The organism is Aeromonas sp. S8(2024) (assembly GCF_041403085.1).
Lineage (GTDB): Bacteria > Pseudomonadota > Gammaproteobacteria > Enterobacterales > Aeromonadaceae > Aeromonas > Aeromonas dhakensis.
The window spans coordinates 287,130-312,542 of sequence record NZ_JBGLRF010000004.1 but is presented as its reverse complement, the minus strand read 5'-3'; the positions used below and the strand labels follow the sequence as shown (position 1 = coordinate 312,542).

The 25,413-nt window shown below is 61.5% G+C and carries 22 protein-coding genes and 1 riboswitch; of the genes, 12 read left to right on the top strand and 10 right to left on the bottom strand.

Going from position 1 to position 25,413, the window contains the following annotated elements:
- Positions 1–375 precede the first annotated feature (375 nt).
- The 4 genes from ACB031_RS14340 (at position 376) to ACB031_RS14325 (ending at position 5,432) form a co-directional block, all read left to right on the top strand.
- Entirely contained in the window at positions 376–825 is a 450-nt protein-coding gene (locus ACB031_RS14340) for a pullulanase (protein ID WP_139398299.1), read from the top strand.
- Between the two features lie 208 nt (positions 826–1,033).
- Positions 1,034–3,181, top strand: coding sequence for an adenosylcobalamin-dependent ribonucleoside-diphosphate reductase (locus tag ACB031_RS14335; protein ID WP_371139810.1), 2,148 nt, complete (start codon positions 1,034–1,036; stop codon positions 3,179–3,181).
- A gap of 10 nt (positions 3,182–3,191) precedes the next feature.
- Positions 3,192–3,875: an NrdJb gene (locus tag ACB031_RS14330; RefSeq protein ID WP_371139809.1), complete on the top strand. Its 684-nt coding sequence runs from the start codon at positions 3,192–3,194 to the stop codon at positions 3,873–3,875.
- 186 nt (positions 3,876–4,061) lie between these two features.
- Entirely contained in the window at positions 4,062–5,432 is a 1,371-nt protein-coding gene (locus ACB031_RS14325; protein ID WP_017763817.1) for a PhoH family protein, read from the top strand.
- A 67-nt stretch (positions 5,433–5,499) separates the two neighbouring features.
- On the opposite strand, the gene thiQ is transcribed toward ACB031_RS14325, so the two are convergent.
- The 3 genes from thiQ to thiB all read right to left on the bottom strand — a co-directional run bounded on the left by thiQ (position 5,500) and on the right by thiB (position 8,879).
- Positions 5,500–6,207 carry a thiamine ABC transporter ATP-binding protein gene (gene thiQ, locus ACB031_RS14320; RefSeq protein ID WP_371139808.1) on the bottom strand — a complete coding sequence of 236 codons (708 nt, stop codon included), beginning with the start codon at positions 6,205–6,207 and terminating at the stop codon, positions 5,500–5,502.
- Positions 6,208–6,279: 72 nt separating this feature from the next.
- Positions 6,280–7,902, bottom strand: a complete 1,623-nt coding sequence (thiP, locus tag ACB031_RS14315) for a thiamine/thiamine pyrophosphate ABC transporter permease (protein ID WP_371139813.1) — start codon at positions 7,900–7,902, stop codon at positions 6,280–6,282.
- The gene (gene thiB, locus ACB031_RS14310) at positions 7,899–8,879 is read right to left on the bottom strand and encodes a thiamine ABC transporter substrate binding subunit (RefSeq protein WP_371139807.1); all 981 of its coding nucleotides are present in this window, start codon (positions 8,877–8,879) and stop codon (positions 7,899–7,901) included. Before thiB ends, thiP begins: the two co-directional genes overlap by 4 nt.
- A 52-nt stretch (positions 8,880–8,931) precedes the next feature.
- Positions 8,932–9,022, bottom strand: a riboswitch (TPP riboswitch).
- A 91-nt stretch (positions 9,023–9,113) separates the two neighbouring features.
- On the opposite strand from thiB, the gene ACB031_RS14305 reads away from it, so the two are divergent.
- Positions 9,114–9,404, top strand: coding sequence for a PilZ domain-containing protein (locus ACB031_RS14305; protein ID WP_005304376.1), 291 nt, complete (start codon positions 9,114–9,116; stop codon positions 9,402–9,404).
- 89 nt (positions 9,405–9,493) lie between these two features.
- Here the strand turns inward: ACB031_RS14305 and ACB031_RS14300 are convergent, their stop codons facing one another.
- The 5 genes from ACB031_RS14300 to leuA all read right to left on the bottom strand — a co-directional run bounded on the left by ACB031_RS14300 (position 9,494) and on the right by leuA (position 15,244).
- Complete coding sequence (locus ACB031_RS14300) at positions 9,494–10,423, bottom strand: transglutaminase domain-containing protein (RefSeq protein WP_010634979.1); 930 nt, start codon at positions 10,421–10,423, stop codon at positions 9,494–9,496.
- A gap of 116 nt (positions 10,424–10,539) precedes the next feature.
- Complete coding sequence (gene leuD, locus ACB031_RS14295; protein ID WP_010634978.1) at positions 10,540–11,139, bottom strand: 3-isopropylmalate dehydratase small subunit; 600 nt, start codon at positions 11,137–11,139, stop codon at positions 10,540–10,542.
- 12 nt (positions 11,140–11,151) lie between these two features.
- Positions 11,152–12,549 (bottom strand): 3-isopropylmalate dehydratase large subunit, encoded by a 1,398-nt coding sequence (gene leuC / locus ACB031_RS14290; RefSeq protein WP_010634977.1) that lies wholly within the window; start codon positions 12,547–12,549, stop codon positions 11,152–11,154.
- Between the two features lie 32 nt (positions 12,550–12,581).
- On the bottom strand, positions 12,582–13,667 hold the full coding sequence (gene leuB / locus ACB031_RS14285) for a 3-isopropylmalate dehydrogenase (protein ID WP_010634976.1): 1,086 nt from the start codon (positions 13,665–13,667) through the stop codon (positions 12,582–12,584).
- Between the two features lie 2 nt (positions 13,668–13,669).
- Positions 13,670–15,244 carry a 2-isopropylmalate synthase gene (gene leuA / locus ACB031_RS14280; RefSeq protein ID WP_010634975.1) on the bottom strand — a complete coding sequence of 525 codons (1,575 nt, stop codon included), beginning with the start codon at positions 15,242–15,244 and terminating at the stop codon, positions 13,670–13,672.
- Positions 15,245–15,650: 406 nt separating this feature from the next.
- On the opposite strand from leuA, the gene ACB031_RS14275 reads away from it, so the two are divergent.
- The 6 genes from ACB031_RS14275 to ilvN all read left to right on the top strand — a co-directional run bounded on the left by ACB031_RS14275 (position 15,651) and on the right by ilvN (position 20,800).
- Positions 15,651–16,274 (top strand): TetR/AcrR family transcriptional regulator, encoded by a 624-nt coding sequence (locus tag ACB031_RS14275; RefSeq protein ID WP_005304358.1) that lies wholly within the window; start codon positions 15,651–15,653, stop codon positions 16,272–16,274.
- A gap of 125 nt (positions 16,275–16,399) precedes the next feature.
- Positions 16,400–16,903 carry a phosphatase PAP2 family protein gene (locus ACB031_RS14270; RefSeq protein WP_010634973.1) on the top strand — a complete coding sequence of 168 codons (504 nt, stop codon included), beginning with the start codon at positions 16,400–16,402 and terminating at the stop codon, positions 16,901–16,903.
- A complete protein-coding gene (locus tag ACB031_RS14265) occupies positions 16,900–18,009 on the top strand; it encodes an MJ1255/VC2487 family glycosyltransferase (RefSeq protein ID WP_010634972.1) in 1,110 nt (369 codons plus the stop codon). The genes ACB031_RS14270 and ACB031_RS14265 overlap by 4 nt, the downstream gene beginning before the upstream one ends.
- Positions 18,010–18,045: 36 nt before the next feature.
- Positions 18,046–18,198, top strand: coding sequence for a hypothetical protein (locus tag ACB031_RS14260; protein WP_005304348.1), 153 nt, complete (start codon positions 18,046–18,048; stop codon positions 18,196–18,198).
- Positions 18,199–18,587: 389 nt separating this feature from the next.
- Entirely contained in the window at positions 18,588–20,306 is a 1,719-nt protein-coding gene (locus ACB031_RS14255) for an acetolactate synthase 3 large subunit (protein ID WP_010634971.1), read from the top strand.
- Positions 20,306–20,800, top strand: coding sequence for an acetolactate synthase small subunit (gene ilvN, locus ACB031_RS14250; RefSeq protein WP_005304342.1), 495 nt, complete (start codon positions 20,306–20,308; stop codon positions 20,798–20,800). Before ACB031_RS14255 ends, ilvN begins: the two co-directional genes overlap by 1 nt.
- A 406-nt stretch (positions 20,801–21,206) precedes the next feature.
- Here ilvN and pta read toward each other — a convergent pair whose 3' ends face one another.
- On the bottom strand, positions 21,207–23,378 hold the full coding sequence (gene pta / locus ACB031_RS14245) for a phosphate acetyltransferase (RefSeq protein ID WP_017763828.1): 2,172 nt from the start codon (positions 23,376–23,378) through the stop codon (positions 21,207–21,209).
- Between the two features lie 51 nt (positions 23,379–23,429).
- Positions 23,430–24,632, bottom strand: coding sequence for an acetate kinase (locus ACB031_RS14240; protein ID WP_005304335.1), 1,203 nt, complete (start codon positions 24,630–24,632; stop codon positions 23,430–23,432).
- 302 nt (positions 24,633–24,934) lie between these two features.
- Between ACB031_RS14240 and yfbV the strand changes: the two genes are divergently transcribed.
- Complete coding sequence (yfbV, locus tag ACB031_RS14235) at positions 24,935–25,375, top strand: terminus macrodomain insulation protein YfbV (RefSeq protein WP_017779105.1); 441 nt, start codon at positions 24,935–24,937, stop codon at positions 25,373–25,375.
- Positions 25,376–25,413 lie beyond the last annotated feature (38 nt).

Below are 25,413 nucleotides of genomic sequence, written 5' to 3'. Positions count from 1 at the left end.
CTGACCCCATGCCGAACTCAGAAGTGAAACGCTGTAGCGCCGATGGTAGTGTGGCATTCGCCATGCGAGAGTAGGACACTGCCAGGCACCCAATTGAAGAAGCCCGCTCATCTGAGCGGGCTTTTTTTATTGCCTGACATTCAGCCGTTTCTCCCCTAAGTGCAGTTCAGCTGTTCGATCTGCAACCACCTTACTCACATTGCTTCTTGTGCGGTTTGCCCATTACGGGGCTGATATTTGTCCATCAATTCAATTGTTGAGCAGAAAAAGCACGGAATGTGATGCCTCTACCTTTCTTGCGATGCCCGCTCTGCTTTAATTCGTCAGCCCACGTTCGATGGGCCAAGGAATCACAATAATCTGAGGAATGGACACATGTTCAAAAGAACAGTAACGATGATGCTGGCGGCGGGAACCCTGGTATTAGGCGGTTGCGCATCCAATGGTGGTGCAGAGCAGGCGGCGGACAACAGCGATTTCGGTGGCAAGTCCATCTACCTGCGCGGGGAGATGAATGACTGGATGGCAACCGATGCGAGCAAGGTGGTCAAGGTGGCCGACAAGCTCTATATGGCCAAGGGAACGCTCAAGAAAGAGTGGGCTCCTTACAAGTTCAAGTTTGCCGACTCCGGCTGGAGCTGCGGCACCAACTTTGGCTACAAGAGCCCAAGCGATGGTGTTGCCGTGCTGGGTGGCGAAGCCGTACCGGTCAATCCCTGCTCCAAGTATGAGGACATGAAGTTCTCACCGGATGTGGATGGTGTCTATGAGTTCTATCTGAATATGGCTGGTGACACCCCGACCGTATACGTCAAGAAGCCCTGATCTGCGACGGGAGGCGAGCTTCCCGAGCAATGACGCGATGTAATGCCCCGGACCAGTACCCTGCTGGCCGGGGCATTTTCTTGTGGCAGGCATGACCAGAAAGCGCAAATGATTACTATATATTGTGATTTTATCTTCTATGTTGGCTATATATAGTAATGGCTGTTACTGTCATGAGGTCGCGGCATATCCAGGAGGTTGATTGAACATGGCTAAATCACATCCGGTGCGAGAGAGCGAAAGCGGCTTTCGTCAGATCCCTCTGCAGGAGACTTCCCTCGAGATCTGGGACAGCAAGTACCGGCTCAAGAGCAAGGACGGCACTCCCATCGATGGTGCCATCGATGACACTTACCAGCGGGTTGCCCGTGCTCTCGCCGCGCAAGAGCATGACTCTGATGCCTGGTATGAGCCCTTCCTGTGGGCCCTGCGCAACGGTGCCATTCCTGCTGGTCGCATCATTTCCAATGCCGGCGCATTCGAGCACAAGCCTGCTACCTCCACCATCAACTGCACCGTGTCCGGCACCATCGAGGATTCAATGGACGATATCCTCGGCAAAGTGTACGAGGCGGGGCTGACCCTGAAGGCCGGTTGCGGCATCGGCTATGACTTCTCGACCCTGCGCCCGCGCGGGGCTTTCGTCTCCGGCGCCGGGGCCCATACTTCTGGCCCGCTCTCCTTCATGGACATCTACGACAAGATGTGTTTCACCATCTCGTCGGCGGGAGGGCGTCGTGGCGCCCAGATGGGCACCATGGACATCCGTCACCCCGACGTGATCGAGTTTATTCAGGCCAAGCGGGAGGATGGCCGCCTGCGCCAGTTCAACCTCTCCCTGCTCATCACCGAAGAGTTCGTCAAGGCGGTGAAAGAGGATGCCTCCTGGCAGCTTATTTTCCCCTACACCGCCAGGGAGGTGGGGCAGGATGGCATTGCGCTGGATGATCCCGCCCAGGTGGTCTGGGCCGACTGGCCCAACAAGGAGGGGGTTGTCGTCAACGCCTTGGGACAGGTCGCCTGCAAGGTCTACAAGACGCTGTCGGCCCGCAGGCTGTGGAACGTCATCATGACTTCCACCTACGACTACGCGGAGCCCGGTTTCATCCTGATCGACAAGGTCAACGAGATGAACAACAACTGGTTCTGCGAGGAGATCCGGGCCACCAACCCCTGTGGCGAGCAACCGCTGCCTCCCTATGGGGCCTGCCTGTTGGGATCCGTCAACCTGACCCGCTTCGTGCGCGACCCTTTCACCGAACAGGCCGCCTTTGACTGGCCCGCCTTTCGCAAAGTGGTGGCCATTTTCACCCGCATGCTGGACAACGTGGTGGCGATCAACCAGCTGCCGCTGGCCAAGCAGCGCGAGGAGATCATCAGCAAACGCCGGCATGGCATGGGCTTCCTTGGCCTCGGCTCGGCCCTCACCATGCTGCGGATAAAATATGGCTCTGCTGCCGCAGTCGCTTTTACCGAACAGGTATCCCAGGAGCTGGCCATGACCGGCTGGCGCGAGTCCCTGGCCTTGGCGAAGGAGAAGGGCCCGGCACCCATCATGGAGCAGGAGTTCGAAGTGACCGGCAAGCTGCTGCGACTGCGCCCCGAGATGGCGGCGGATGGCATCAAGCCGGGCGACAAGGTAAAGGGCAAGGTGCTGCACGCGCGCTACAGCCGCTATATGCAGCAGGTAGCCGAGGTGGATCCCGCCCTGGTTGCCGAGCTGGCCGAAGTGGGGGGGCGTTTCACCCACCACAGCAGCATAGCGCCGACTGGCACTATCTCGCTCTCGCTCGCCAACAACGCCAGCAACGGTATCGAACCGAGCTTTGCCCACCACTACAGCCGCAACGTCATCAAGCCGGGCAAGAAGAGCAAGGAGAGCGTGGATGTCTACTCCTACGAGTTGCTCGCCTACCGCGAGCTGGTGAATCCGGCGGCCATGCCCTATGCCGAGGATGAGGCGACCCGGCTGCCGGACTACTTCATCACCGCCGACGACATCACGCCGGCGCAGCATGTGGACATTCAGGCGGCAGCCCAGCTCTGGATCGACTCATCCATCTCCAAGACCGCCAACGTGCCGACCGACTTTCCGTTCGAACAGTTCAAGGACATCTACCTCTACGCCTCGGATTCGGGGCTCAAGGGCTGCACCACCTTCCGATTCAATCCGGCAGCCTTCCAGGGGGTGCTGGTGAAGGAGCAGGATCTGGAGAAAGCTCTGTACGAGTTCACCCTGGAGGATGGCTCGGTCGTCACGGCGAAAGGGAATGAGGAGATCGAATACGATGGCGAGCTGCATACCGCCGCCAACCTCTACGACGCCTTGAAAGAAGGCTATTACGGCAAATTTTGAGGACGAGTTCATGATCAAGAAGATCGACGGGAAAATCGTCGCTTACCAGGTGAAAACCCGGGATGAGCCGCAAGCAGAGCCGGCCCAGCAGGATGCCGTGGTACAGATGCACGAGACAGTGCTGCGGCCGGAGCGGCTGATGGGCACCACCTACAAACTGAAGACACCGGAGCATGTCTCCGAACATTCGCTGTTCATCACCATCAACGACATAGTGCTCAATGAGGGGACGGTGCACGAGACCCGCCGGCCATTCGAGATCTTCATCAACTCCAAGAGCCTGGAACATTACCAGTGGATAGTGGCGCTGACCCGCATCATCTCGGCGGTGTTTCGCAAGGGGGGTGATGTCACCTTTCTGGTGGAGGAGCTGCGCTCCGTGTTCGATCCCAAGGGTGGCTACTGGAACAAGGGCAAGTACGTACCGTCCCTTATCGCCGAAATTGGCAACGTGATCGAGACCCACCTTACCGAGATTGGCATGCTCAAGGTGGCCGGGCTGGATAAGCACCAGCAGGCGTTTCTGGCCGGCAAGCAAGCGGAGATCCAAGCCGCGCAAGAAGCTGACGAGCAGCAGGCGGGGGGCGGTTTTCCCCCCGGTGCGGCGCTCTGCTACAAGTGCCACAGCAAGGCGCTGGTGCAGAAAGATGGCTGCATGACCTGCCTCAACTGCGGCGACTCCAAGTGCAGTTGAACCCTTGAGGGCCAGTAAAGGCCAGCTGCTGTTTTTCTGCGCAAACACGCGGGGTGCCCAAGTGATTTGTTGCGTGATGGTAAAATCGGGCGTAGCGTTGGAGGTAATAAAACTGTCACGGCCGTGTGGTTTCAATGACATCTGAGATTCACACACGTGGCACCTTCAGTGCCAAGGAGGATGCTTATGGACAATACGGACCGAAAGCTGTTTATCCTGGATACCAACGTTCTGCTTCACGAACCCCTCGCCATCTACTCCTTCAAAGAGCACGACGTGCTCATCCCCATGACGGTGCTGGAAGAGCTAGACAACATCAAGGATCGCCACAAGGATGTCAGCCGTGATGCGCGCATCGCCATCCGGGCGCTGGAGGACGTGTTCCGCGACGCGACACCCGAGCAGATAGTGCAGGGGGTGGCGCTGGCTGGTGAGGCGAGCGGTCACATCTCCATCTTCAGTGACCACCATCTGCCCCAGGATGCCGAGGTGTTCACCGACAAGGAGGCCGACAACCGCATCATCAACGCGGCCCTCTACCTGCAAAAGCACGAATTGAAGCGGCAGGTGGTGTTGGTCACCAAAGACATCAACATGCGGCTCAAGGCCAAAGGTGCCGGGCTTGCCCACGTCGAGGATTATCGCAGCGACCAGCTGATCGATGACATCCGGCTGCTCGCCAAGGGCTTCCAGACGGTGCCCGGCAGCTTCTGGGAGCGGGTCGGCGAGTGTGACAGCGAGACCCATGGCCGCGATACCGTCCACGTCATCGATGCCAAGCTGCTGGAGGGAGTGCACGTCAACCAGTACCTGATCGATGAAGAGAACTTCTTCGCCGCCCGGGTGCTCAGCCACGACAACCAGAAGATCCGCATCAAGGATCTGGGGCGCGAGCGGTTGATGTCCCGCAAGGCGTGGGGGGTTCATCCGAAGAACGTCTATCAGGGCATGGCGCTCGATGCGCTGCTCGACCCGCACATCGATCTGGTGATCCTGACCGGCCCGGCGGGCTGCGGCAAGACACTGCTGGCCATGGCCGCCGCCCTGGAGCTGGTGATCGAGAAGGGGATCTACGAGAAAGTCATCGTAACCCGTAATACTCCGGAAATTGCCGAGAGCATCGGCTTCCTGCCCGGCACCGAAGAAGAGAAGATGATGCCTTGGCTGGCTGCGGTCACCGACACCCTGGAGGTGCTGCACAAGCAGGACGAGAACATGAGCGGGTCGCTGAGCTACATCATGGAGAAGGCCAACATCCAGTTCAAATCGGTCAACTTCATGCGCGGGCGCAGCATCCAGAACACCTTCGTGCTGCTGGATGAGTGCCAGAACCTGACCGCGTCCCAGATCAAGACCATCATCACCCGCTGCGGCGAGGGCACCAAGATTGTCTGCTCCGGCAACCTGGCCCAGATCGACTCCAACTACCTGAGCCCGGTGACCTCGGGTCTGACCTACATAGTCGAGCGTTTCAAGGACTTCGACGGCAGTGCCAACATTTTCCTGAACGGGGTGGTGCGCAGCAAGCTCGCCTCCTTCGCCGAGGAAAATCTCTGATCTGACTATCCATCCTCATATGGAAAGGGGAAGCCGACCGGCTTCCCTTTTTTGATCCCGCTGCCGGTCACAGCTCCTTTGTGCGGCCAAGGTAGCGCAGCAGTCCGGGGTGATCGCTGTTTTGCAGTATGTCGGGTTTGCCTTGCAGGGCGATGCGCCCCTCGTCGATGAACAATACCTGATCGGCGATGAGCTGGGCATCTTCCGGGTTGTGAGAGACCATCAGCACGGTAATGCCCTGCTCGCAGGCGAGCCGGGCCACCTCTGCCAGCATCTCCCGGCGCAGGGCCGGATCGAGCGCCGAGAAGGGCTCATCCAGCAGCAGCAGCGGCTTGCCCCGTACCAGGGCGCGGGCCAGCCCGACCCGTTGCTGCTGGCCACCGGAGAGCTGTTCCGGCAGGCGCGTGAGCATCTCGCCGAGGCCGACCCGGTTCGCGGCATCCTTCACCTGAGCCCGCTGAGCGGCGTTCAGGCGCAGGCCGGGGTGCAAGCCGATGGCGATATTGTCGAATACCGACAGGTGCAGGAACAGGTTGTGATCCTGAAACAGGGTAGTCACGGGCCGTGCGGCTGGGCCCAGCGGCAGCAGATCTTCACCATCGAAGCTGAGGGTGCCTGATTCTATCGGCACGAAACCGGCGATCATGCCGAGCAGGGTCGACTTGCCTGCCCCGCTCGGGCCTATCAGCGCGGTGATCTCCCCCTTGGGCAGGGTGGCGCTGAAGCTGACGCGCCAGTCCGGGTAGCTGGTCACCAGCGTATCAATGTGCAGCATGTTTTCCTCTCAAGGGGGGCGTTTGAGCGGCCAGCACAGCCGCCGAGACGGTAGCGCCGGGTCTTTTGTCTCTCAATGGTCGGCATGCTTTCCTCCAAGCCCCCGCTCTACCAGCCAGAACAGAGAGAAGCAGAGGGTGAGCAGCAGCAGGGCGGTGGCGGCCGCCTCGGTCAGCCGGTAGCTGCCGAGCTGCTGATAGAGCAGCCAGGGCAGGGTGGTGAGCTCCTGGCTGCCGAACATGGCGATGGCGCCGAGATCCCCGAGCGACAAGATCATGGCCAGCGCCGCTGCCTGGCCCAGCGGGCGGCGCAGCAGGGGCCACTCAACCAGTCGCAGGCGATGCAGGCCGTGTACCCCCAGGCTGTCGGCCAGCCTGTCATACTGACGAACCACCAGCTGCATGGGGGCGGAGAGGGTACGCAGCACATAGGGCAGCGCCATCAGGGCGTTGACCAGCACCACCAGCCAGGGGCCGAGGGCAAAGACATCGGCAAACGGCATGCACAGGATGAAGAGGCCGGTGGAGAGCACCACCGCCGGGATCATCAGGATCACCGAGCCACTGGTCTCCCACAGGGCGGCGGCCCGCCGCTTGTGCTCCCGAACCCGCAGATGGCGGCTGGTGAGCAGCAGGGCGCTGCCGAGCAGGGTGGCCAGGCTGCCCGCCGCCAGCGCAATCAGCAGCGACTGGCCGCTGGCCAGCCACAGCTTGCCTGAGGTCAGGGCATCCGGCAGGCCTGGATTGAGGCCGGCCACCACGATGGCCAGCAAGGGGGGCAGGAATACCGCCAGCCCGATGGCAAGGGCGAGGGCGTCCACCAGGGCGCTGCCCGGCTGATGACGGTCCGGTCGCAGACAGGGGCGATGAGAGGTGATCCGGCTGGCCGGGCTGCTCTGCAGCTTGTGCTGCAGCATCAGCAGGGCGGCGGTCAGGATGAGCTGGACCAGCGCCAGTCCGCCGGCGGTGGCGAGATCGAAGTCAAAGCGCAGCGCCTGATAGACGGCCACCTCCAGGGTGGTGGACTTGGGGCCGCCCCCCAGCGCCAGCACGGTGGCGAAGCTGGTGAAGCAGAGCATGAAGATGAGGCTGGCCAGCCCTGGCAGCTGGGCCCGGATCAGCGGCCACTCCAGCAGCTGGAAGATATGGGAGGAGCGCATGCCGAGCTGGCTGGCGAGGCGCCAGGAGGATTCGGGGATGCTCTCCAGGCTCTGCAGCAAGAGACGCGCGGCCAGCGGCATGTTAAAGAAGACGTGGGCCAGCAGGATGCCGAACAGGCCGTAGAGGTAGTTGCCGGGAGCGAGCCCGAACCCGTGCAGCAGTTGCGGCAACCAGCCCTGCTTGCCATGCACCGCGACGATGCCGAAGACGGCGATGATGACCGGCAGTACCAGCGAGAGGCCGAACAGCTTGATGAGCAGGGTGCGCCCCGGAAAGCGGCGCCGCGCCAGGGCGCGGGCCACCGGAATGGCCAGTCCCAGGCTCAGCAGGGTGGAGAGCAGCGCCTGCCAGAGGCTGAAGCCCAGCACGTGGCGCAGGTAGGGATCGGCCAGCAGGGTGCGAGGGGCTAGCCCCCCGGCCTGCCACAACAGGGCCGCCAGCGGCCCCAGCGACAACAGCAGGATCAGGACGGTGGCGGCACTGCCCGGCAGCCACCAGAGCAGACGCGTCTCTGGTTTCACGAAGAGACGACTCACTGGGTAACGGCTTGCAGCCACTCGCGGATCCAGCCCTTGCGATTGGCGGCTACCTCGTCAGAGCTGAAGGTGAGCGGCTTAGCTACGGTGATCATCTGCTCGAAGCCCTTGGGCAGTTGCGTGTCGATCACCGGATACATCCAGTTGCCGGTCGCCATCTCGTTCTGGAAGGCGGGGCTTATCATGAACTGCAGGAACTGATCCGCCAGCTTGCCCTGCTTGGCATTTTTGAGCTTGGCGGCCACTTCCACCTGACGGTAGTGCCCCTCTTCAAACGCCGCGGCCTGATACTGGGACTTGTGCTCGGCAATCAGGTGATAGGCGGGTGAGCTGGTGTAGGAGAGCACCATGTCCGCCTCGCCATCGAGGAACATGCCGTAGGCCTCTGACCACCCCTTGGTGACGGTGACCGTCTTTTTGGCCAGTTGCGCCCAGGCGGCGGGAGCCTGGTCACCGTAGACCGACTTCATCCACAGCATCAGCCCCTGGCCTGGGGTGGAGGTGCGGGGATCCTGATAGATGACCTTGAGGTCGGGCCGCGCTACCAGTTCTTTCAGGCTCTTGGGGGGCTGCTTGAGCTTCTCCTTGTCGTAGACGAAGGCGAAGTAGCCGTAGTCGTAGGGGACGAAGGTGTCATCCTGCCAGCCGCCGGGCACCTTGAGGCCATCCAGCTTGGTGACGTGAGGGGCGAACAGGCCGCTCTGCTTGGCTTCACTGACGAGGGCATCGTCCAGCCCCAGCACCAGGTCGGCCTTGCTGTGTTTGCCCTCCAGTCGCAACCGGTTGAGGATGGCCACGCCATCTTCGAGCGGCACCAGATTGAGGGTGCAGCCGCACTCCTTCTCGAAGGCCTGTTTGATCTTGGGACCCGGGCCCCACTCGGCGGTGAAGGAGCTGTAGGTGTAGACGGTGAGGGTATCCGCCGCGAAGGCCTGAGCGGAGAGCAGGCCGGTGGCGACCAGCAGCAGGGTTTTCATGGGTGGCACTCCCTTTAGCAATGAGGTGCCAGCGGATGAGGGCGCATAAAATGAGCGCCATGCCTCAAATTCCTCCGCCAGCATTATCTGGATCAGGTTCACGGGTATAATCTCAGCGGTAGACCGCACCCCGTTTGAGAAACGCACCGCATTGTATTAACGTTCTTGGGGGGAGGCCAGCACAATTGTTTCTGCGGGCCAGCGAGACGGATCAGCTCAACAGAGGATGTTTGCGTGATCACCAGCACCAAGGAAAGACGCGCCTTCCAGCGCATGATAATCAATGCTCCCGTCACCATCTTCCAGCAGCAGCAGGTGCTGGAGGGGGTCTGCCGGGATCTCAGCGCCAACGGCATGGGCATCTCGGTGCCGGAGCACCAGCTCGATACGACCCAACCCATCCGGGTGAGCCTGGCCACCAACAACAACCTGTTGCCCCCCTTCGAGGCGCAGGCCCGCATCATCAGGGTGCTGGAGGAGGAGGACGGGCTCTTGCTGGCCATCGAGTTCCAGTCCCTCGCCTGAGCCATCCACCTCCTTGCCTCCATCGACCAGCCCTGCGCTGGTCGCTTTCATTTTGGCGTATTCCCCCTCGTTTTCATGACGTCCCCCACCTATTTGTCGGCGCGAACCGGCTGCACGCTGAGCTGCTTGCTGTCGATGAAGGTCTTGCTGGTCGGCGCCAGTTGACCCATTGCCAGCTGGGCCGGGCCGGTGGGTTCCATCAACAGGTAGGTTTCCCCTTCCCAGCTCAAGGTGGCCTCGCCCGGCTTGGCCGGCAGCGCCACTCCCAGCAGGGCGTGACCCGGTACGAACACCATGGCCTGTTTCAATTCGGGAAAGAGCTGGGCCAGCATGGCGGCCATCAGGGTCACCTTGCTGTCACAGTCGCCCTGATTTTGCTCCAGTACCTGACGCGGGCTGAGAAAGCCCTTGCCCTGGCGGCCCGACTGGCTGTCGAGCAGTTGATAGGGGATGGCCTGCACGAAGTCGAGTATCTGGGCCGTGGTCTTCTGGCGCGCCTCGGTTTCCGTGCTGCCCTGCTGCTTGAGCTGTTCGGCCAGCGGTGCCAGTTCGCTGCGGCTCTCCAGCGCAATACGCACGTGATCCTGCTTGATGGCGGCGGCACCGTCGGGGGCGGTGAACGGCTGAAAATAGTGCAGCTTGAGCCACGCAGCCTCCTGCTTGTCGCGCTGCTGGGTGAGCCAGCTCATGGCTTTGGCGACCTGTTCGGGCTGACGGCCCTTGAGCCTGAGCTCCATCTCGGGGCGGGAGAGGGAGAACTGCACGGCGGGGAACTCGGCCACTCCCTGCTGCAGCAGGCTCTGCAGCACGTCCTCCTGCATGCGGGCCGACCGATAGGCGATGAGCGGCGGCAGCTTGCCTGCCTCCAGCCGATAGGTGAGTTGCTGCACCTTGCCGTCCTTGTCCTGCCAGCCGACGTTGAGCTGACCGCCACTGCTGTTGAAATAGGTCTGCCCGGCGCAGACCGGCAGCGCCAGCCAGAGGCCGCAGAGCAGGGGGAGGGCGAGTGTCATCTTCATCCAGGTGTCTCGTCGGGTATGCAGAAGTGGCGGGCCATGGCGTGCACCTGGGCCTGACAATAAAACAGGGAGCCAAGGCTCCCTGTTGATTCTACTCGTTTTTTGCAACTGGCTGCTTAAATCCAGCTCGGCTGTTTCGCCTCGAAGGCGCTGATGGCGGCCTCGTGCTGCAGGGTCAGGCCGATGGCATCCAGCCCGTTGAGCAGGCAGTAGCGACGGAACTCATCGATCTCGAAGCCGAACGTGAGGCTACCTGCCCGCACTTGATTGGCTTCCAGGTCCACTTCAATCTCGATGCCCGGCTGGGCTGCGACCAGCTGGAACAGGGCATCGACCTCCTCCTCCTTCAGGCGCACCGGCACCATGCCGTTGTTGATGGCGTTGCCGTAAAAAATGTCGGCAAAGCTCGGGGCAATGATGGTCTTGAAGCCGTAGTCCGCCAGCGCCCAGGGGGCGTGCTCGCGACTCGAACCACAGCCGAAGTTCTCGCGGGCCAGCAGGATGCTGGCGCCGGCGAACTGCGGTTGGTTGAGCACGAACTCGGGGTTGGGCTGCTCCCCCGCATCGTCCAGGAAGCGCCAGTCGTGGAACAGGTGCTTGCCAAAACCGATGCGGTTGACCTTCTGCAGGAACTGCTTGGGAATGATGGCGTCGGTGTCGACGTTGGCACTGTCGAGGGGAACGACGATCCCTTTATGCTGTTTGAATCCTGTCATCGCTGTTTCCTCTTACAGTGCGCGAATGTCGGCGAAGCGGCCGGTGACGGCGGCGGCGGCGGCCATGGCCGGGCTGACCAGGTGGGTGCGGCCGGCGCGGCCCTGACGCCCCTCGAAGTTGCGGTTGCTGGTGGAGGCGCAGCGTTCCCCCGGTTGCAGCCGGTCGTTGTTCATGGCCAGACACATGGAGCAGCCGGGCAGACGCCACTCAAAGCCGGCTTCGATGAAGATCTTGTCGAGCCCCTCGGCCTCGGCCTGAGCCTTCACCTGTTCGGAGCCCGGCACCACCAGCGCCTGCACGCCGGCGGCGACCTTGCGGCCGCGGGCGATGGCGGCGGCAGCGCGCAGATCCTCGATGCGGCTGTTGGTGCAGGAACCGATAAACACCTTGTCGATGGCGACGTCGGAGAGCTTCTGACCCGGCTGCAGATCCATGTAGGCGAGGGCCTTGCGGGCGGATTGCTGCTCCATCAGATCGCTGAAGGATTCCGGCGCCGGAATGGGTTCATTGACGGCGATCACCTGACCCGGGTTGGTGCCCCAGGTCACCTGAGGGGCGATGTCGGCTGCGTCCAGCACCACTTCGGCATCGAATTTGGCATCTACGTCGCTCTTGAGGCTCTGCCAGTAGGCGATGGCCTGCTCCAGCGCCTCGCCTTTGGGGGCGAACTCCTTACCGCGAATGTAGTCGATGGTGGTCTGGTCGGGGGCGATCATGCCGGCCTTGGCGCCAAGCTCGATGGCCATGTTGCACACCGTCATCCGCCCTTCCATGGTGAGCCCTTCAATGGCCTCGCCAGCGAACTCCACCACGTAGCCGGTACCGCCAGCGTGGCCGACCCGGCCTATGATGGCGAGCACCACGTCTTTGGCGCTGATCCCCTCCGCCAGTTTGCCGTTGACCGAAATGCGCATGGTCTTGGCGCGGCCCTGTTTCAGGGTCTGGGTGGCCATCACGTGCTCCACCTCGGAGGTGCCGATGCCGAATGCGAGCGAGCCGAAGGCGCCGTGGGTGGCGGTGTGGGAGTCACCGCAGACGATGGTAGTGCCGGGCAGGGTGATGCCAAGCTCGGGGCCCATCACGTGGACGATACCCTGGTATTTGTGGTTGAGATCGTAGAGGCGAACCCCGAACTCCTTGCAGTTATGGGCCAGCGTTTCCATCTGGATGCGGGCCATCTCGCCGGAGGCGGCGATGTCCTTGGTGGTGGTGGAGACGTTGTGATCCATGGTGGCCCAGGTCAGATCCGGGCGGCGCAGTTGGCGGTTCATGGCGCGCAGGCCGTCGAATGCCTGCGGGCTGGTCACTTCATGCACCAGGTGACGGTCGATGTAGATGAGGGGAGTTTCCCCTTCTACTTCCCGCACCACGTGGGCGTCGAATACTTTCTGATAGAGGGTCTTGGCCATTGCTCGGTTTCCTTGTTATCTATGCCGTGGGGTCAGATGCGCGCGGCGATCTGGCTGCCCATCTCGGCCGTGCTCTGCACCGGGTGCTTGGCGCTCGCCTGATGCAGGTCGGCGGTGAAGTAGCCTTCGGCCAAGGTCTGGGCCACGGCCTGCTCGATGGCCTGGGCGGCGGCTTCCTGGCCGAGGCTGTAGCGCAGCATCAGGGCGGCGGAGAGGATCTGGGCGATGGGGTTCGCGATCCCCTTGCCAGCGATGTCCGGGGCCGAGCCTCCGGCCGGCTCGAACAGCCCGAAACCGAATTCGTTCAGGCTAGCGGAGGGGAGCAGCCCCATGGAGCCGGTGATCATGGCGCACTCGTCGGAGAGGATGTCACCGAACAGGTTGGAGCAGAGCAGCACGTCGAACTGGGACGGATCCTTGATGAGCTGCATGGTGGCGTTGTCGATGTACATGTGATTCAGTGCCACGTCCGGATAGGACTTGGCGACTTGTGTCACCACCTCGCGCCACAGAATGGAGGAGGCGAGCACATTGGCCTTGTCGATGGAGGTGACCTTGGCCTTGCGCACCCGGGCCGATTCGAACGCTATCTTGGCGATGCGCTCGATCTCGAAGCGGTGGTACACCTCGGTGTCGAATGCCTTCTCGGTGGGGCCTTCCCCTTCACGCCCCTTGGGCTGACCGAAGTAGATGCCGCCGGTCAGCTCGCGCACGCAGGCGATGTCAAAACCGCGATCCGAGATGTCGGCCCGCAGCGGCGAGAACTGCTCGAGGCCGGTGTAGATGCGGGCCGGACGCAGGTTGCAGAACAGCTTGAAGTGGGCGCGCAGGGGCAGCAGGGCGCCGCGTTCCGGCTGATCGTTGGGGGGCAGGTGCTCCCACTTGGGGCCGCCCACCGAGCCGAACAGCACGGCGTCGGCCGCTTCACAGCCGGCTATGGTGCTCTGGGGCAGCGGGGTGCCGTGGTTGTCGATGGCGATGCCGCCCACGTCATGGCGCTCGTAGTCGAGAGTGAAGCCGAACCTGGCCTGCACCTTTTCCAGCACCTTGACGGCCTCGGCCATCACTTCCGGGCCAATGCCGTCACCCGGCAATACTGCGATCCGATAACTGCTCATACTCACACGCTCTCCGTATTGATCTTGTCTGTTTTTGCGACGTTGCGTTCCATCTGTTCGGCCACCTGATCGGCGCGCCAGATGCTGTTGATCACGTGGATCAACGCCTGGGCGGAAGACTCTATGATGTCGGTGGCCAGGCCCATGCCATGGAATTTGCGGCCCTTGTACTGTGCGACTATGTCGACCTGGCCGAGGGCGTTCTTGCCTTCCCCCTTGCCCTTGAGTTCGTACTTGTCGATGCTGATCTCGTAGCCGGTGATGCGGTTGATGCACTGGTAGACCGCATCCACCGGGCCGTTGCCGGTGGCGGCTTCGCTGACGATCTCCTGGCCCACCTTCAATTTCACCGAGGCGGTGGCCATCACCGAGCTGCCGCTCTGCACGCCGAGGTACTCCAGCTTGAAGTGCTCTGGCTCTTCGTGGATCTGGCTGAAGAAGGCGAGCGCCTCCAGATCGTAATCGAACACCTGCCCCTTCTTGTCGGCCAGAGTGAGGAACTTGGCGTAGAGATCGTCGAGGTCGTAACTGCTCTCGGCGTAGCCCATGGACTCCATCCGGTGCTTGATGACGTGGCGGCCGGAGCGGGAGGTCATGTTGAGGTTGTTCTGGGTGAGACCGATGCTCTCCGGGGTGATGATTTCATAGGTGTTTTTCGCCTTGAGCACGCCATCCTGGTGGATGCCGGAGCTGTGGGAGAAGGCGTTGGCCCCGACGATGGCCTTGTTGGGCTGTACCGGCATGTTGCAGAGCTGGCTGACCAGGGCGCTGGTGCGATGAATTTCGCTGTGGCGGATGTTGGTGTGCACCCCGAGCAGGTCGGCGCGGGTTTTGAGGATCATCGCCACCTCTTCCAGCGAGCAGTTGCCGGCCCGTTCGCCGATGCCGTTGATGGTGCACTCGATCTGGCGGGCCCCCATCTGCACGGCGCCGATGGAGTTGGCCACCGAGAGCCCCAGATCGTCGTGGCAGTGCACCGAGATGATGGCCTGATCGATGTTGGGTACCCGGTTGAACAGGGTCTGGATGATGCCGGAGAACTCGCTCGGCACCGTGTAGCCCACGGTATCGGGAATATTGATGGTGCGGGCGCCGGCCTTGATAGCGGCCTCCACCATGCGGCACAGGTTGTCTATCGGGGTGCGGCCCGCATCCTCGCAGGAGAACTCCACGTCGTCGGTATAGCGGCGGGCGTGCTTGATGGCGCTGACCCCCATCTCCAGCACGTCCTCGAAGCTCTTCTTCAGCTTGCTCTCGACGTGGATGGAGGAGGTGGAGATAAAGGTGTGGATGCGAAAGGCGTCGGCGACCCGCAGGGCCTCGCCGGCGGCGTCTATGTCCTTGGGCAGGGCGCGGGCGAGGGCACAGACCCGGCTCTGCTTGATGTGACGTGCAATGGTCTGCACCGATTGAAAGTCGCCGGGGGAGGAGACCGGGAACCCCACCTCCATGACGTCGACACCGAGCCGCTCCAGTGCCTGGGCGATCTGCAGCTTCTCCTTGACCGTCAAGCTGGCCGCCAGGGCCTGCTCACCATCGCGCAGGGTGGTGTCGAATATGATGACCCGATCTGACATGTGACTTCCCTCTTCCTAAGTTCGGTGACGTGCATCCTGCGTTGGCATAAAAAAACCCGTGCAGGGTGCACGGGTTTTTGTAAATTCCGGCTATGCCTGAGCCCGGCTACAAGGATCCCGCGCGAGAGGTCGCGATTAGGGAGATTAGTAGTAGCGGAGCGGCAATACGCATGATGAATCAATCCTTGCAGTCGATAACGCTTTACCAATATCGAGATTTTTATGCTGTGTCAACCGTACGCACCCGGTTCATTTCGCTGGTTTATTTAATCGGATTGTAAAGGAGTGCAAATTTACTTGTCCCATATTCGGCCCTTGCCCGATTATCTGGTCATTCCTGCTGTACTCGATCATCTGTACAATCAGATCGACTTGTCAGTTTCTGCTGAATTATCCGAGGTATTAAATGGAAAAACGTAGACCTGGTCGTCCGGTCGGACGTTCTGACATTCGTGACAAGTTGCTCTGTGCCGCTCGCGAGCGTTTTCTGAACACCCCCTACAGCAAGGTGACGACCCGCGAGATCGCCGAGCTGGCTGGCTCCAATCTGGCCATGATCCACTACTACTTCGGCAGCAAAGAGGGCCTCTACAAGGCGGTGCTGGGGGATGTGGCCGAGCCGCTCGACCAGGCCTGGCACGACGAGACCGGCAACCGCAGCCTCAACGATCTGCTCAACACCTACTACCAGGTGATGGCGCCCAACAGCGAGCTGACCTCCGCCATCTCCAGCGCATTATCGACCGAGAAAAGTCCGGGTCGGGATTTTGTGCTGAACCGCCTGCTGGAACGCCAGCTGCCCCAGTTCGATGCCTTGCTGGAGTCCATGAAGAACAACGGTGAACTGGGTGACAACCTGGATCCCGAGATGCTGAAGATCTCCTTCCTCAGCATGATGTGGCAGCCCTTCGTGATGAAGGATCTCTACGAGCAGGTGTTCGGCCTGACCGTGGACGAGCACTTCATGGCTCGCCTGGCGGATCACAACTGCCGCCTGATGGAAAACGGCCTGCGCGGCACCCTGAACTGATCATTTGCCACGCTGGTAGCAAAAAGGGCCATTCGGCCCTTTTTTCATAAATTTGTTATTTGAACGTCAACCAAGTGTCACCCCACCGCCCTAGTCTGCTCTGAGACGCTAGGGAAGGAGGGGTTATGAACAAGATCCAGCAATGGGACCTGCAGGTGTGCCGCATCTGCCTGCTCCACGCCTACAACCGGCCACAGGCCAGGATCAGCAGGCTCATCTCCCGTACCGGTGACGGCCCGCTCTACGCCGTGCTGGCGGCCCTGCTCTGGTGGCAGGGGGAAGCCGAACGCGAACTGGTGAAGCTGGCGCTGCTCGCATTCGCTCTCGAGCTGCCGCTCTACCTGCTGCTCAAGAATGCCCTCAAACGCCAGCGCCCGGTGGGGCTGCCGGTCTTCATCACCCCCTCCGACCGCTACAGCCTGCCCTCGGGCCACACCGCCGCCGCCTTCCTGATGGCAACCGTGCTGGCGGCCAGCTTCCCGCTCTGGGCACCGCTGCTGTTCGTCTGGGCCGCGCTGGTGGGGGCGTCCCGTCTGCTGCTGGGGGTTCACTATCTGAGCGATCTGGTGGCCGGCGCCCTGCTCGGTGGTGGCTGCGCCCTGCTGGCGCTCATGTGGGGGCAGGGATGAAGATACTGTTCGGTGTGCAGGGGACCGGCAACGGCCACATCAGTCGCAGCCGAACCCTGGCGCGGGCCTTGCGGGACCATGGTCTCGCGGTGGACTATCTGTTCAGCGGCCGTCCTGCGGACGGCTACTTCGAGATGGCCGAATTTGGCGACTACCGCACCTTTCCCGGCATCACCTTCGTCAGCCATGAGGGGGCCATCTCGAACTGGCGCACCCTCAAGGGGCTCTCGCCCCTGCGCTTCTGGCGCGACATGCGAGCGCTCGATTGTCGTGACTACGACCTCGTCATCAGCGATTTCGAGCCTATCAGCGCCCATGCCGCTCGCCGCTGGGGCAAGCCGAGCCTCACCATCAGCCATCAGGCGAGCTTCGACTGGCCCATTCCACGCTGGGGAGAGAGCGGCTTCAACCGCCAGCTGATGCGTCACTTCGCACCGGTGCGCCAGTCGCTCGGGCTGCACTGGTTTCACTTCGGCCAGCCCCTGTTGCCGCCCATCATAGACCCCATCAGCCATGGGCCCGACAACCAGCAGATCCTGGTCTATCTGCCGTTCGAGCAAACCGAGGCGATCGCGGCCCTGTTGTCGCGCTTCAACCAGCAACGCTTCGTCTGCTTTCATCCGGCCATTCGCAGTGCCAGCCAGTGGCGCAACATCCGCTTCGAGCCACAGGCCCGTGAGGCGTTCAAGCAGGTGCTAGCCGGCTGTCGCGGGGTCATCACCAACGGTGGTTTCGAGCTCGCCTCGGAGGCGCTCTCCCTTGGCAAAAAGCTGCTGGTCAAGCCGCTGGGAGGCCAGTTCGAGCAGCTGACCAACAGCAAGACCCTGGAACTGATGGGGCTGGCGCGGCTGATGGATGCGCTCGATGCCAACGCAGTGCGGGCCTGGCTGGATGCGACGGCCCCGGGCCAGATCTGCTACCCCGATGTGGCGGGGGAGCTGGCCGGCTGGCTCGCCGCCGGTGCCCAGGAGAGCGTGGCGGATCTCTCCCGCCGGCTGTGGGCCCGTACCCTGTTTCCGGAGGAGGTGTGCGATCGGCTGAGCGAGCTGGAGGAGGGGAGTGCACTCAGTAGTTGCTGGTTATCGCAAGTGAGCGCCTTTGACTAGACTGAGAGGGATCCCACCAAGGAGAGGACGGACACCATGCGCTTTACCAATGAAAACGGCGACACCATGAACCTGGCGGACAATCTCACCCTGCACGAGCTGCTGGACATGGGGGTCAGCATCTCGGTCTGCGAAGAGACGGATCCGGATCAGCAGATCTGGCTGGCGGAGCCGGAACAGGATCACTGATCCGCAGCCTGCCACCAAGGCCCACCCTGGCGGTGGGCCATTTTTTTTCCGCTTTTGGCGCCTGTTGCAGCATGATCCGCTGGCTTGCCACCCATCTTCCCCGCATTGTTCCCACCCTTTCCAGCAAGTCACTGAATGTTAATAGTTGTTTGAAATTTATGACTGTTGTGGTCAGACAAAGCCGTGGACAACCGTTCACAAGCGGGTTAAGTTGGTTTTTCACCCGCTTTGCGGGTGAATGATGGAAAAAACCTATTTTTCTACTATCGACAGCGCCGAACTCGCCGGGTCCGTATTCAGACAACAACAACGCACGGGCCGGCGGTGCCGGGAAGCAGCGGACTGCCGATAGCTTTCGCTTAACGGAGCAAAGCCTGGAGGGCTTTATCATGGAGATGTTATCAGGCGCCCAGATGGTGGTTAGAGCGCTGGAAGATCAGGGAGTTGAGCACGTTTTCGGCTACCCTGGTGGCTCAGTGCTCGACATCTATGACGCTCTCTTTGAAAACGGCAAGATGGAGCATGTCCTGGTGCGGCACGAGCAGGCCGCGGTGCACATGGCGGACGGTTACGCCCGCTCCACCGGCAAGGTGGGCACAGTGCTGGTGACCTCGGGTCCCGGTGCCACCAACTGCATCACGGGGATCGCGACCGCCTACATGGACTCCATTCCCCTGGTGATCCTGTCCGGCCAGGTGCCGACCAGCATGATCGGGGAGGATGCGTTCCAGGAGACCGACATGATCGGCATCTCCCGCCCGGTGGTGAAGCACAGCTTCCTGTGCAAGAAAGCCAGCGACATTCCCGAGGCCATCAAGAAGGCCTACTACATTGCCGCCAGCGGCCGCCCGGGGCCGGTGGTGGTGGATCTGCCCAAAGACGTGCAGAACCCGAAAGAAAAATTCCCCTACGAGTACCCGGAGACGGTCTCCCTGCGCTCCTACAACCCGACCAAGTCGGGTCACAAGGGCCAGATCAAGCGTGCCGCCAAGCTGCTGGTGGAGGCGAGCCGCCCGGTGATGTATGTCGGTGGCGGTGCCATCAATGCCAATGCGGATCACCTGGTGACCAAGCTGGCCGAGCTGCTGAATCTGCCGGTGACCACCACCCTGATGGGGCTGGGGGCCTTCTCTGGCACCCATCCGCAGTTCATCGGCATGCTCGGCATGCACGGTACCTTCGAAGCGAACAAGAGCATGCACAACGCGGATCTCATCTTCGCCGTGGGTGCCCGTTTCGATGACCGCGTCACCAACAACGTGGCCAAGTTCTGCCCCAACGCCACCATAGTTCACATCGACATCGATCCCACCTCCATCTCCAAGACGGTGCAGGCTCACGTGCCCATCGTCGGCTCGGTGGAAACCGTGCTGGAGCAGATGCTGGAAGTGATCCGCGAGTGCGGCTTCGACAACGACAAGCAGGCGCTGGCGGACTGGTGGAGCCAGATCGGCCAGTGGCGTTCGCGCAACTGCCTGGCCTATGAGACCCACCCCACCCTGATCAAGCCGCAGCAGGTGATCGAGACCCTCTACAAGGTGACCAAGGGGGAGGCGTTCGTGGCCTCCGACGTGGGTCAGCACCAGATGTTTGCCGCCCTCTACTACCCGTTCGCCAAGCCGCGCCAGTGGATCAACTCCGGTGGCCTCGGCACCATGGGGTTCGGCATTCCGGCCGCCATGGGCGCCCAGTTTGCCAACCCGGATGCCGTGGTCTGCTGCGTCACCGGCGACGGCTCGGTGCAGATGAACATTCAGGAGCTCTCTACCTGCATGCAGTACGGGGTGCCCATCAAGATCATCTCCATCAACAACCGTGCGCTGGGCATGGTCAAGCAGTGGCAGAAGATGTTCTACGGCGGTCGCCACAGCCACTCCTACATGGAATCCCTGCCTGACTTCGTCAAGCTGGCGGAAGCCTATGGCCACGTCGGCATCGCGGTGAGCGATCCGGCGGAGCTGGAGAGCGCCATGGAGAAGGCCTTCGCCATGAAGGATCGGTTGGTGTTCATGGACATATCGGTAGACCCGGATGAGCACGTCTATCCAATGCAGATAAAGTTCGGTGCCATGGACGAGATGTGGCTGAGCAAGACGGAGAGAACCTGATGAGACATATAATTTCCGTTCTGCTGGAGAACGAATCCGGCGCCCTGAGCCGGGTGGTGGGCCTCTTCTCCCAGCGCGGCTACAACATCGAGACCCTGACGGTGGCCCCCACCGAGGATCCCACCCTGTCGCGCATGACCATAGTCACCATGGGTGACGAACGAGTGCTGGAGCAGATCCAGAAGCAGCTGCACAAGCTGGTGGACGTGCTCAAGGTGTGCGACTTGAGCGAAGGGGAGCACATCGAGCGCGAGATCGCCCTGGTCAAGGCGCGCGCCGCCGGTGGCGGTCGCGACGAGCTGAAACGGCTGGCGGATATCTTCCGCGGCCAGATCGTCGACGTCACTCCCGAGCTCTACACGGTGCAACTGGTGGGGACCAGCGAGAAGCTGGATGCCTTCATCAAGACTGCCGCTCAGACCAACGAGATTGTCGAAGTGGTGCGCTCCGGGGTGTGTGGCATCTCCCGCGCCGACAAGGCGCTGCGTCCCTGAGCCATCGCTTGGCAGCAGGCAGATTAAAGGGGCTCCTCGGAGCCCCTTTCTTGTGGGCGCTTGGTGGAATGGAGGGCTGGCACGAGTCTGTCATTTTCTTTCAAATGATCGGTAAACTATCCACAAAAGCTGTGGAAAACTCTGTAGATTAGCGGTGTGTCTGGCGTTAGTGTGCTGATCTTAAAAGGATATTTGGATCTGATCTGCGCTGGGGCGCAATTGTGCAATCGACTCTGGCGGGTGTGAGTGTTTGCTTATCCCGCCGCCCTTGCGGGACTGGCGCCTGTCGCCGAGCAGGTGATCCTGCCAGGATCCCGATTTGATCTTGTGGATCAACATTTCCCCAAATCAGCCATAAAAAAACCCGCCTTGCGGCGGGTTTTTCAGCAGGTAGAGCTGCGGACGATTACTCGGCCTGGGCTGCCTGGATACCGGTCAGGGCGATGGTGTAGACGATGTCGTCAACCAGGGCGCCACGGGACAGGTCGTTGACCGGCTTGCGCATGCCTTGCAGCATGGGACCGATGGAGACCAGGTCAGCGGAGCGCTGTACCGCTTTGTAGGTGGTGTTGCCGGTGTTCAGATCCGGGAACACGAACACGGTGGCCTTGCCGGCAACCGGAGAGTTCGGCGCCTTGGACTTGGCCACGTTCTCCATGATGGCGGCATCGTACTGCAGCGGACCATCGATGATAAGGTCGGGGCGCTTGGCCTTGGCCAGTTCGGTCGCTTCACGCACCTTCTCTACGTCTGCGCCGGCGCCGGAGGTGCCGGTGGAGTAGGAGATCATGGCCACACGCGGCTCGATGCCGAAGGCGGCAGCGGAGTCGGCGGACTGGATGGCGATCTCGGCCAGCTGCTCGGCAGTGGGATCCGGGTTGATCGCGCAGTCACCGTAGACCAGTACCTGATCCGGCAGCAGCATGAAGAAGATGGAGGAGATCAGGGAAGAGCCCGGGGCGGTCTTGATGATCTGCATCGGCGGACGGATGGTGTTGGCAGTGGTGTGCACCGCGCCGGATACCAGACCGTCGACTTCGTTGCGCTCCAGCATCATGGTACCCAGTACCACGTTGTCTTCCAGCTGTTCGCGGGCAACCACTTCGGTCATGCCCTTGTTCTTGCGCAGCTCGACCAGACGGGCCACATAGCGCTCGCGCACGGCAACCGGATCGATGATCTCGACGCGGTCGGTCAGTACCACGCCCTGCTGTTCGGCGACGCGACGGATCTCTTCCGGGTTGCCCAGCAGCACCGGACGGGCGATGCCACGCTCGGCACAGATGGCGGCAGCCTTGATGGTGCGCGGCTCTTCCCCTTCCGGCAGCACGACGCGCTTGTTGGCCTGACGGGCCAGCTCGGTCAGCTGGTAACGGAAGGCCGGCGGGCTCAGGCGACGGGAGCGGGTGGACTTGGCGGAGAGAGACTCGATCCAGTGCTTGTCGATGTGGCCGGCCACATAGTCCTGCACCAGCTCGATACGCTCGCGGTCATCTTCCGGGATGTCGACGTTGAAGTTCTGCAGGCTGACGGCGGTCTGCCAGGTGTTGGTGCCGGTGATCATGATCGGCAGGCCGGTAGCCATGGCCTGTTGGCACAGCGCCATCACCTGGGGTTCCGGATGATAGTTGCCGGTCAGCAGCAGGGCGCCCAGCTTGACGCCGTTCATGGCGGAGAGGCAGGCGGAGACGATGACGTCGGAACGGTCGCCGGAGGTCACCAGCAGGCTGCCCGGACGGAAGTGCTCGATCATGTTGTGGATGGAGCGGGCGCAGAAGGTCACGGTCTGCAGACGGCGGCTGTCCAGCTCACCCTTGTGCAGGATCTTGGCGGCCAGGTGCTTGGCGAGATCCTTGGCGCGCGGGGCGATCAGCTGGGTGTTCCAGGGGATGCAGCCGAGGATGCGCAGCGGGCTCTTGCCGAATACCTGCAGTACTTCCAGGTTGTGAGCGGTGTCGGCGCCGTGGTGATGGGCTTCGAACATCTCGGTCAGGTCGGGGCGGGTCACGCCGTGCTCGTCAACCGGTGCACCCACCTTGTTGATGACGCAGCCCACGATGCGGGGGTTGCTGACGCCACCGAAGTTGGAGCAAGCCAGCTCGATGCGCTCTTTCAGCTTCTGGCTGGAGTCGTTGCCCGGGTGGGTCACGAACACCATGTCGGCGTCCAGCGCCTTGGCGACGTCGTAGTTCAGCTTGTTGGCAAACGGCTGCTTGTCGGTCGGTACCATGCCTTCGATGACCAGCACTTCGGCACCGCTGGCCTTCACGTGCTCTTCAAAGCGGGCCACGATCTCTTCCAGCAGGATGTCGGTGTTGCTGGAGGTGATCATGTTCTCGGCGTAGGAGAGGGCGAACGGCTCGGGCGGGTTGATGTTGGCAGCAGCGCGGATCACGGCGGTGGAACGCTCGGTACCGGTTTCACCCGGACGCGGCTGGGCGACCGGTTTGAAGAAGCTGACATTGACACCGTGACGCTCCATGGCGCGAACGACGCCAAGGCTCACGGAAGTTACGCCGACACCAGTGCCGACCGGGATAAGCATAATAGTGCGTGCCACTTTATACCCCTTGTTCATTTTTGGGATCAGGAAAAGGCCGCCCTTGGGCGGCCTTGCTCTACAGCGAAATTATGCGCCGACCAGTTCCAGCGCGTCGTGGGCGATGACCCACTCTTCGTTGGTCGGGATAACCAGGGCCTTGGTGGAGCCAGCCTTGGTGATCTCGCCACCCTTGCCGAAGCGAGCCTTCAGGTTGGCGTCGTGATCGACGTCGAAGCCCAGCAGACCCAGTTTGTTCAGGGTGATTTCACGGATCGGGGCGGAGTTTTCACCGATGCCACCGGTGAAGACCACGGCGTCCAGACGACCGTCCATGGCGGCGGCGTAGGCGCCGATGTACTTGGCCAGGCGATAGCAGTAAACGTCCATGGCACGCTTGGCTTCTTCTTTGCTGTCGTAGTTGTCTTCAACGAAACGGCAGTCGGAAGTTACTTCGGTCAGACCCTGCAGGCCGGACTCTTTGGTCAGCATGGTGTTGATCTGATCAACGCTCATGCCCAGCTTGTCGTGCAGGAAGAAGATGATGGCCGGATCGATGTCGCCGGAGCGGGTACCCATCACCAGGCCTTCCAGCGGGGTCAGACCCATGGAGGTGTCGACGGACTGGCCGTTCTTGATGGCGCAGACGGAGCCGCCGTTGCCCAGGTGGCAGTTGATGATGTTCAGCTCTTCCACCGGCTTGTTCAGCTGCTTGGCAGCTTCCAGGCTGATGTAGTAGTGGCTGGTGCCGTGGGCGCCGTAGCGACGGATGCCATTCTCTTTGTAGAGTTTGTACGGCAGGGCGTACAGGAAGGCTTCTTCCGGCATGGTCTGGTGGAAAGCTGTGTCGAACACGGCCACGTTCTTCTCGGCCAGCGCCGGGAACACACGACGGGCTTCACGAATACCGATCAGGTGAGCCGGGTTGTGCAGCGGGGCGTACGGTACGGCGGCTTCGATGCCGGCGATCACGTCGTCGCAGATGCGCACGGAGGAGGTGAAGCGCTCGCCGCCGTGTACGACACGGTGGCCGATGGCGATCAGGTTCTTGGACAGTTCCGGGTTGAGCGGCAGGATCTTGTTGACGATGTAGTCCAGCGCTTCCTGGTGAGCGGCACCGGCGCCCAGATCGGCACTGCCTTTCTCGCCGTTCAGTTTCCACTTGATGCGGGCGTCGTCGAGGTTGAAGCACTCGGCCAGGCCGGACAGCAGGTCATCACCGGTGGTTGCGTCAATGACAGCAAACTTCAGGGAAGAGCTGCCACAGTTAAGAACAAGAACCAGCTTACTCATGAATAAATCCTATCGCAGATTGGGTTGTGTAGGAGGATGCGTTGGACGCGCTGTGTCCAAAAACTTTCAACTTATCCTTATGAGGGTTGGCAATCTGTTGCTTGCCCCTTGTATAGTGATACAAGACCCGAAATCCAGACGTCCCTGACGGCTCAACGGCAGGCCGTTGGCGCAAAAATTGGGCGTACAAAGGATAACCCGATTGTTGAAAAATAACAAAGTCATCCTCAACCTTTGTTATTGCGCATCAAATATTGTCGTGGTTTTGCCGTTAATACGTTCAAAAAGAGCTCGGAGGTAGCATGAGCATGAACATTTTTGGAACTAAGTTACAGCAAGGCCGTCATTATATGACCCTTTGGCCCCGCCGTCCCGAGCTTAATTCCATGTTCCCGGAGAATCGGGTGATCAAGGCCACCGAGTTCGCCCTCAAGGTGATTCCTGCGCTGGCGGTGCTCAGCGTCATGCTGCAGTTCCAGTTTGGCGAGCAGCACTACTGGCCTTCCGTCATGACCTCGGTGCTGTTTCTGCTCAGCCTGCCGCTGCAGGGCTATTACTGGCTTGGCCAGCGTGCCGATACCCGGTTGCCGCCCTCCCTTGCCAGCTGGTATCGCGAGATCAACGGCAAGATGAACGAACAGGGCGGTCAGCGCCAGCTGGTGGCCCAGCCGAGATACGAAGAGCTGGCCGATACTCTCAACGCCGCCTTCAAGCAGCTGGACAAATCCTTCCTCTACGAGTGAGGCCTGTGGCCCATGACTCGGACAAAGGCGCCTCGCGG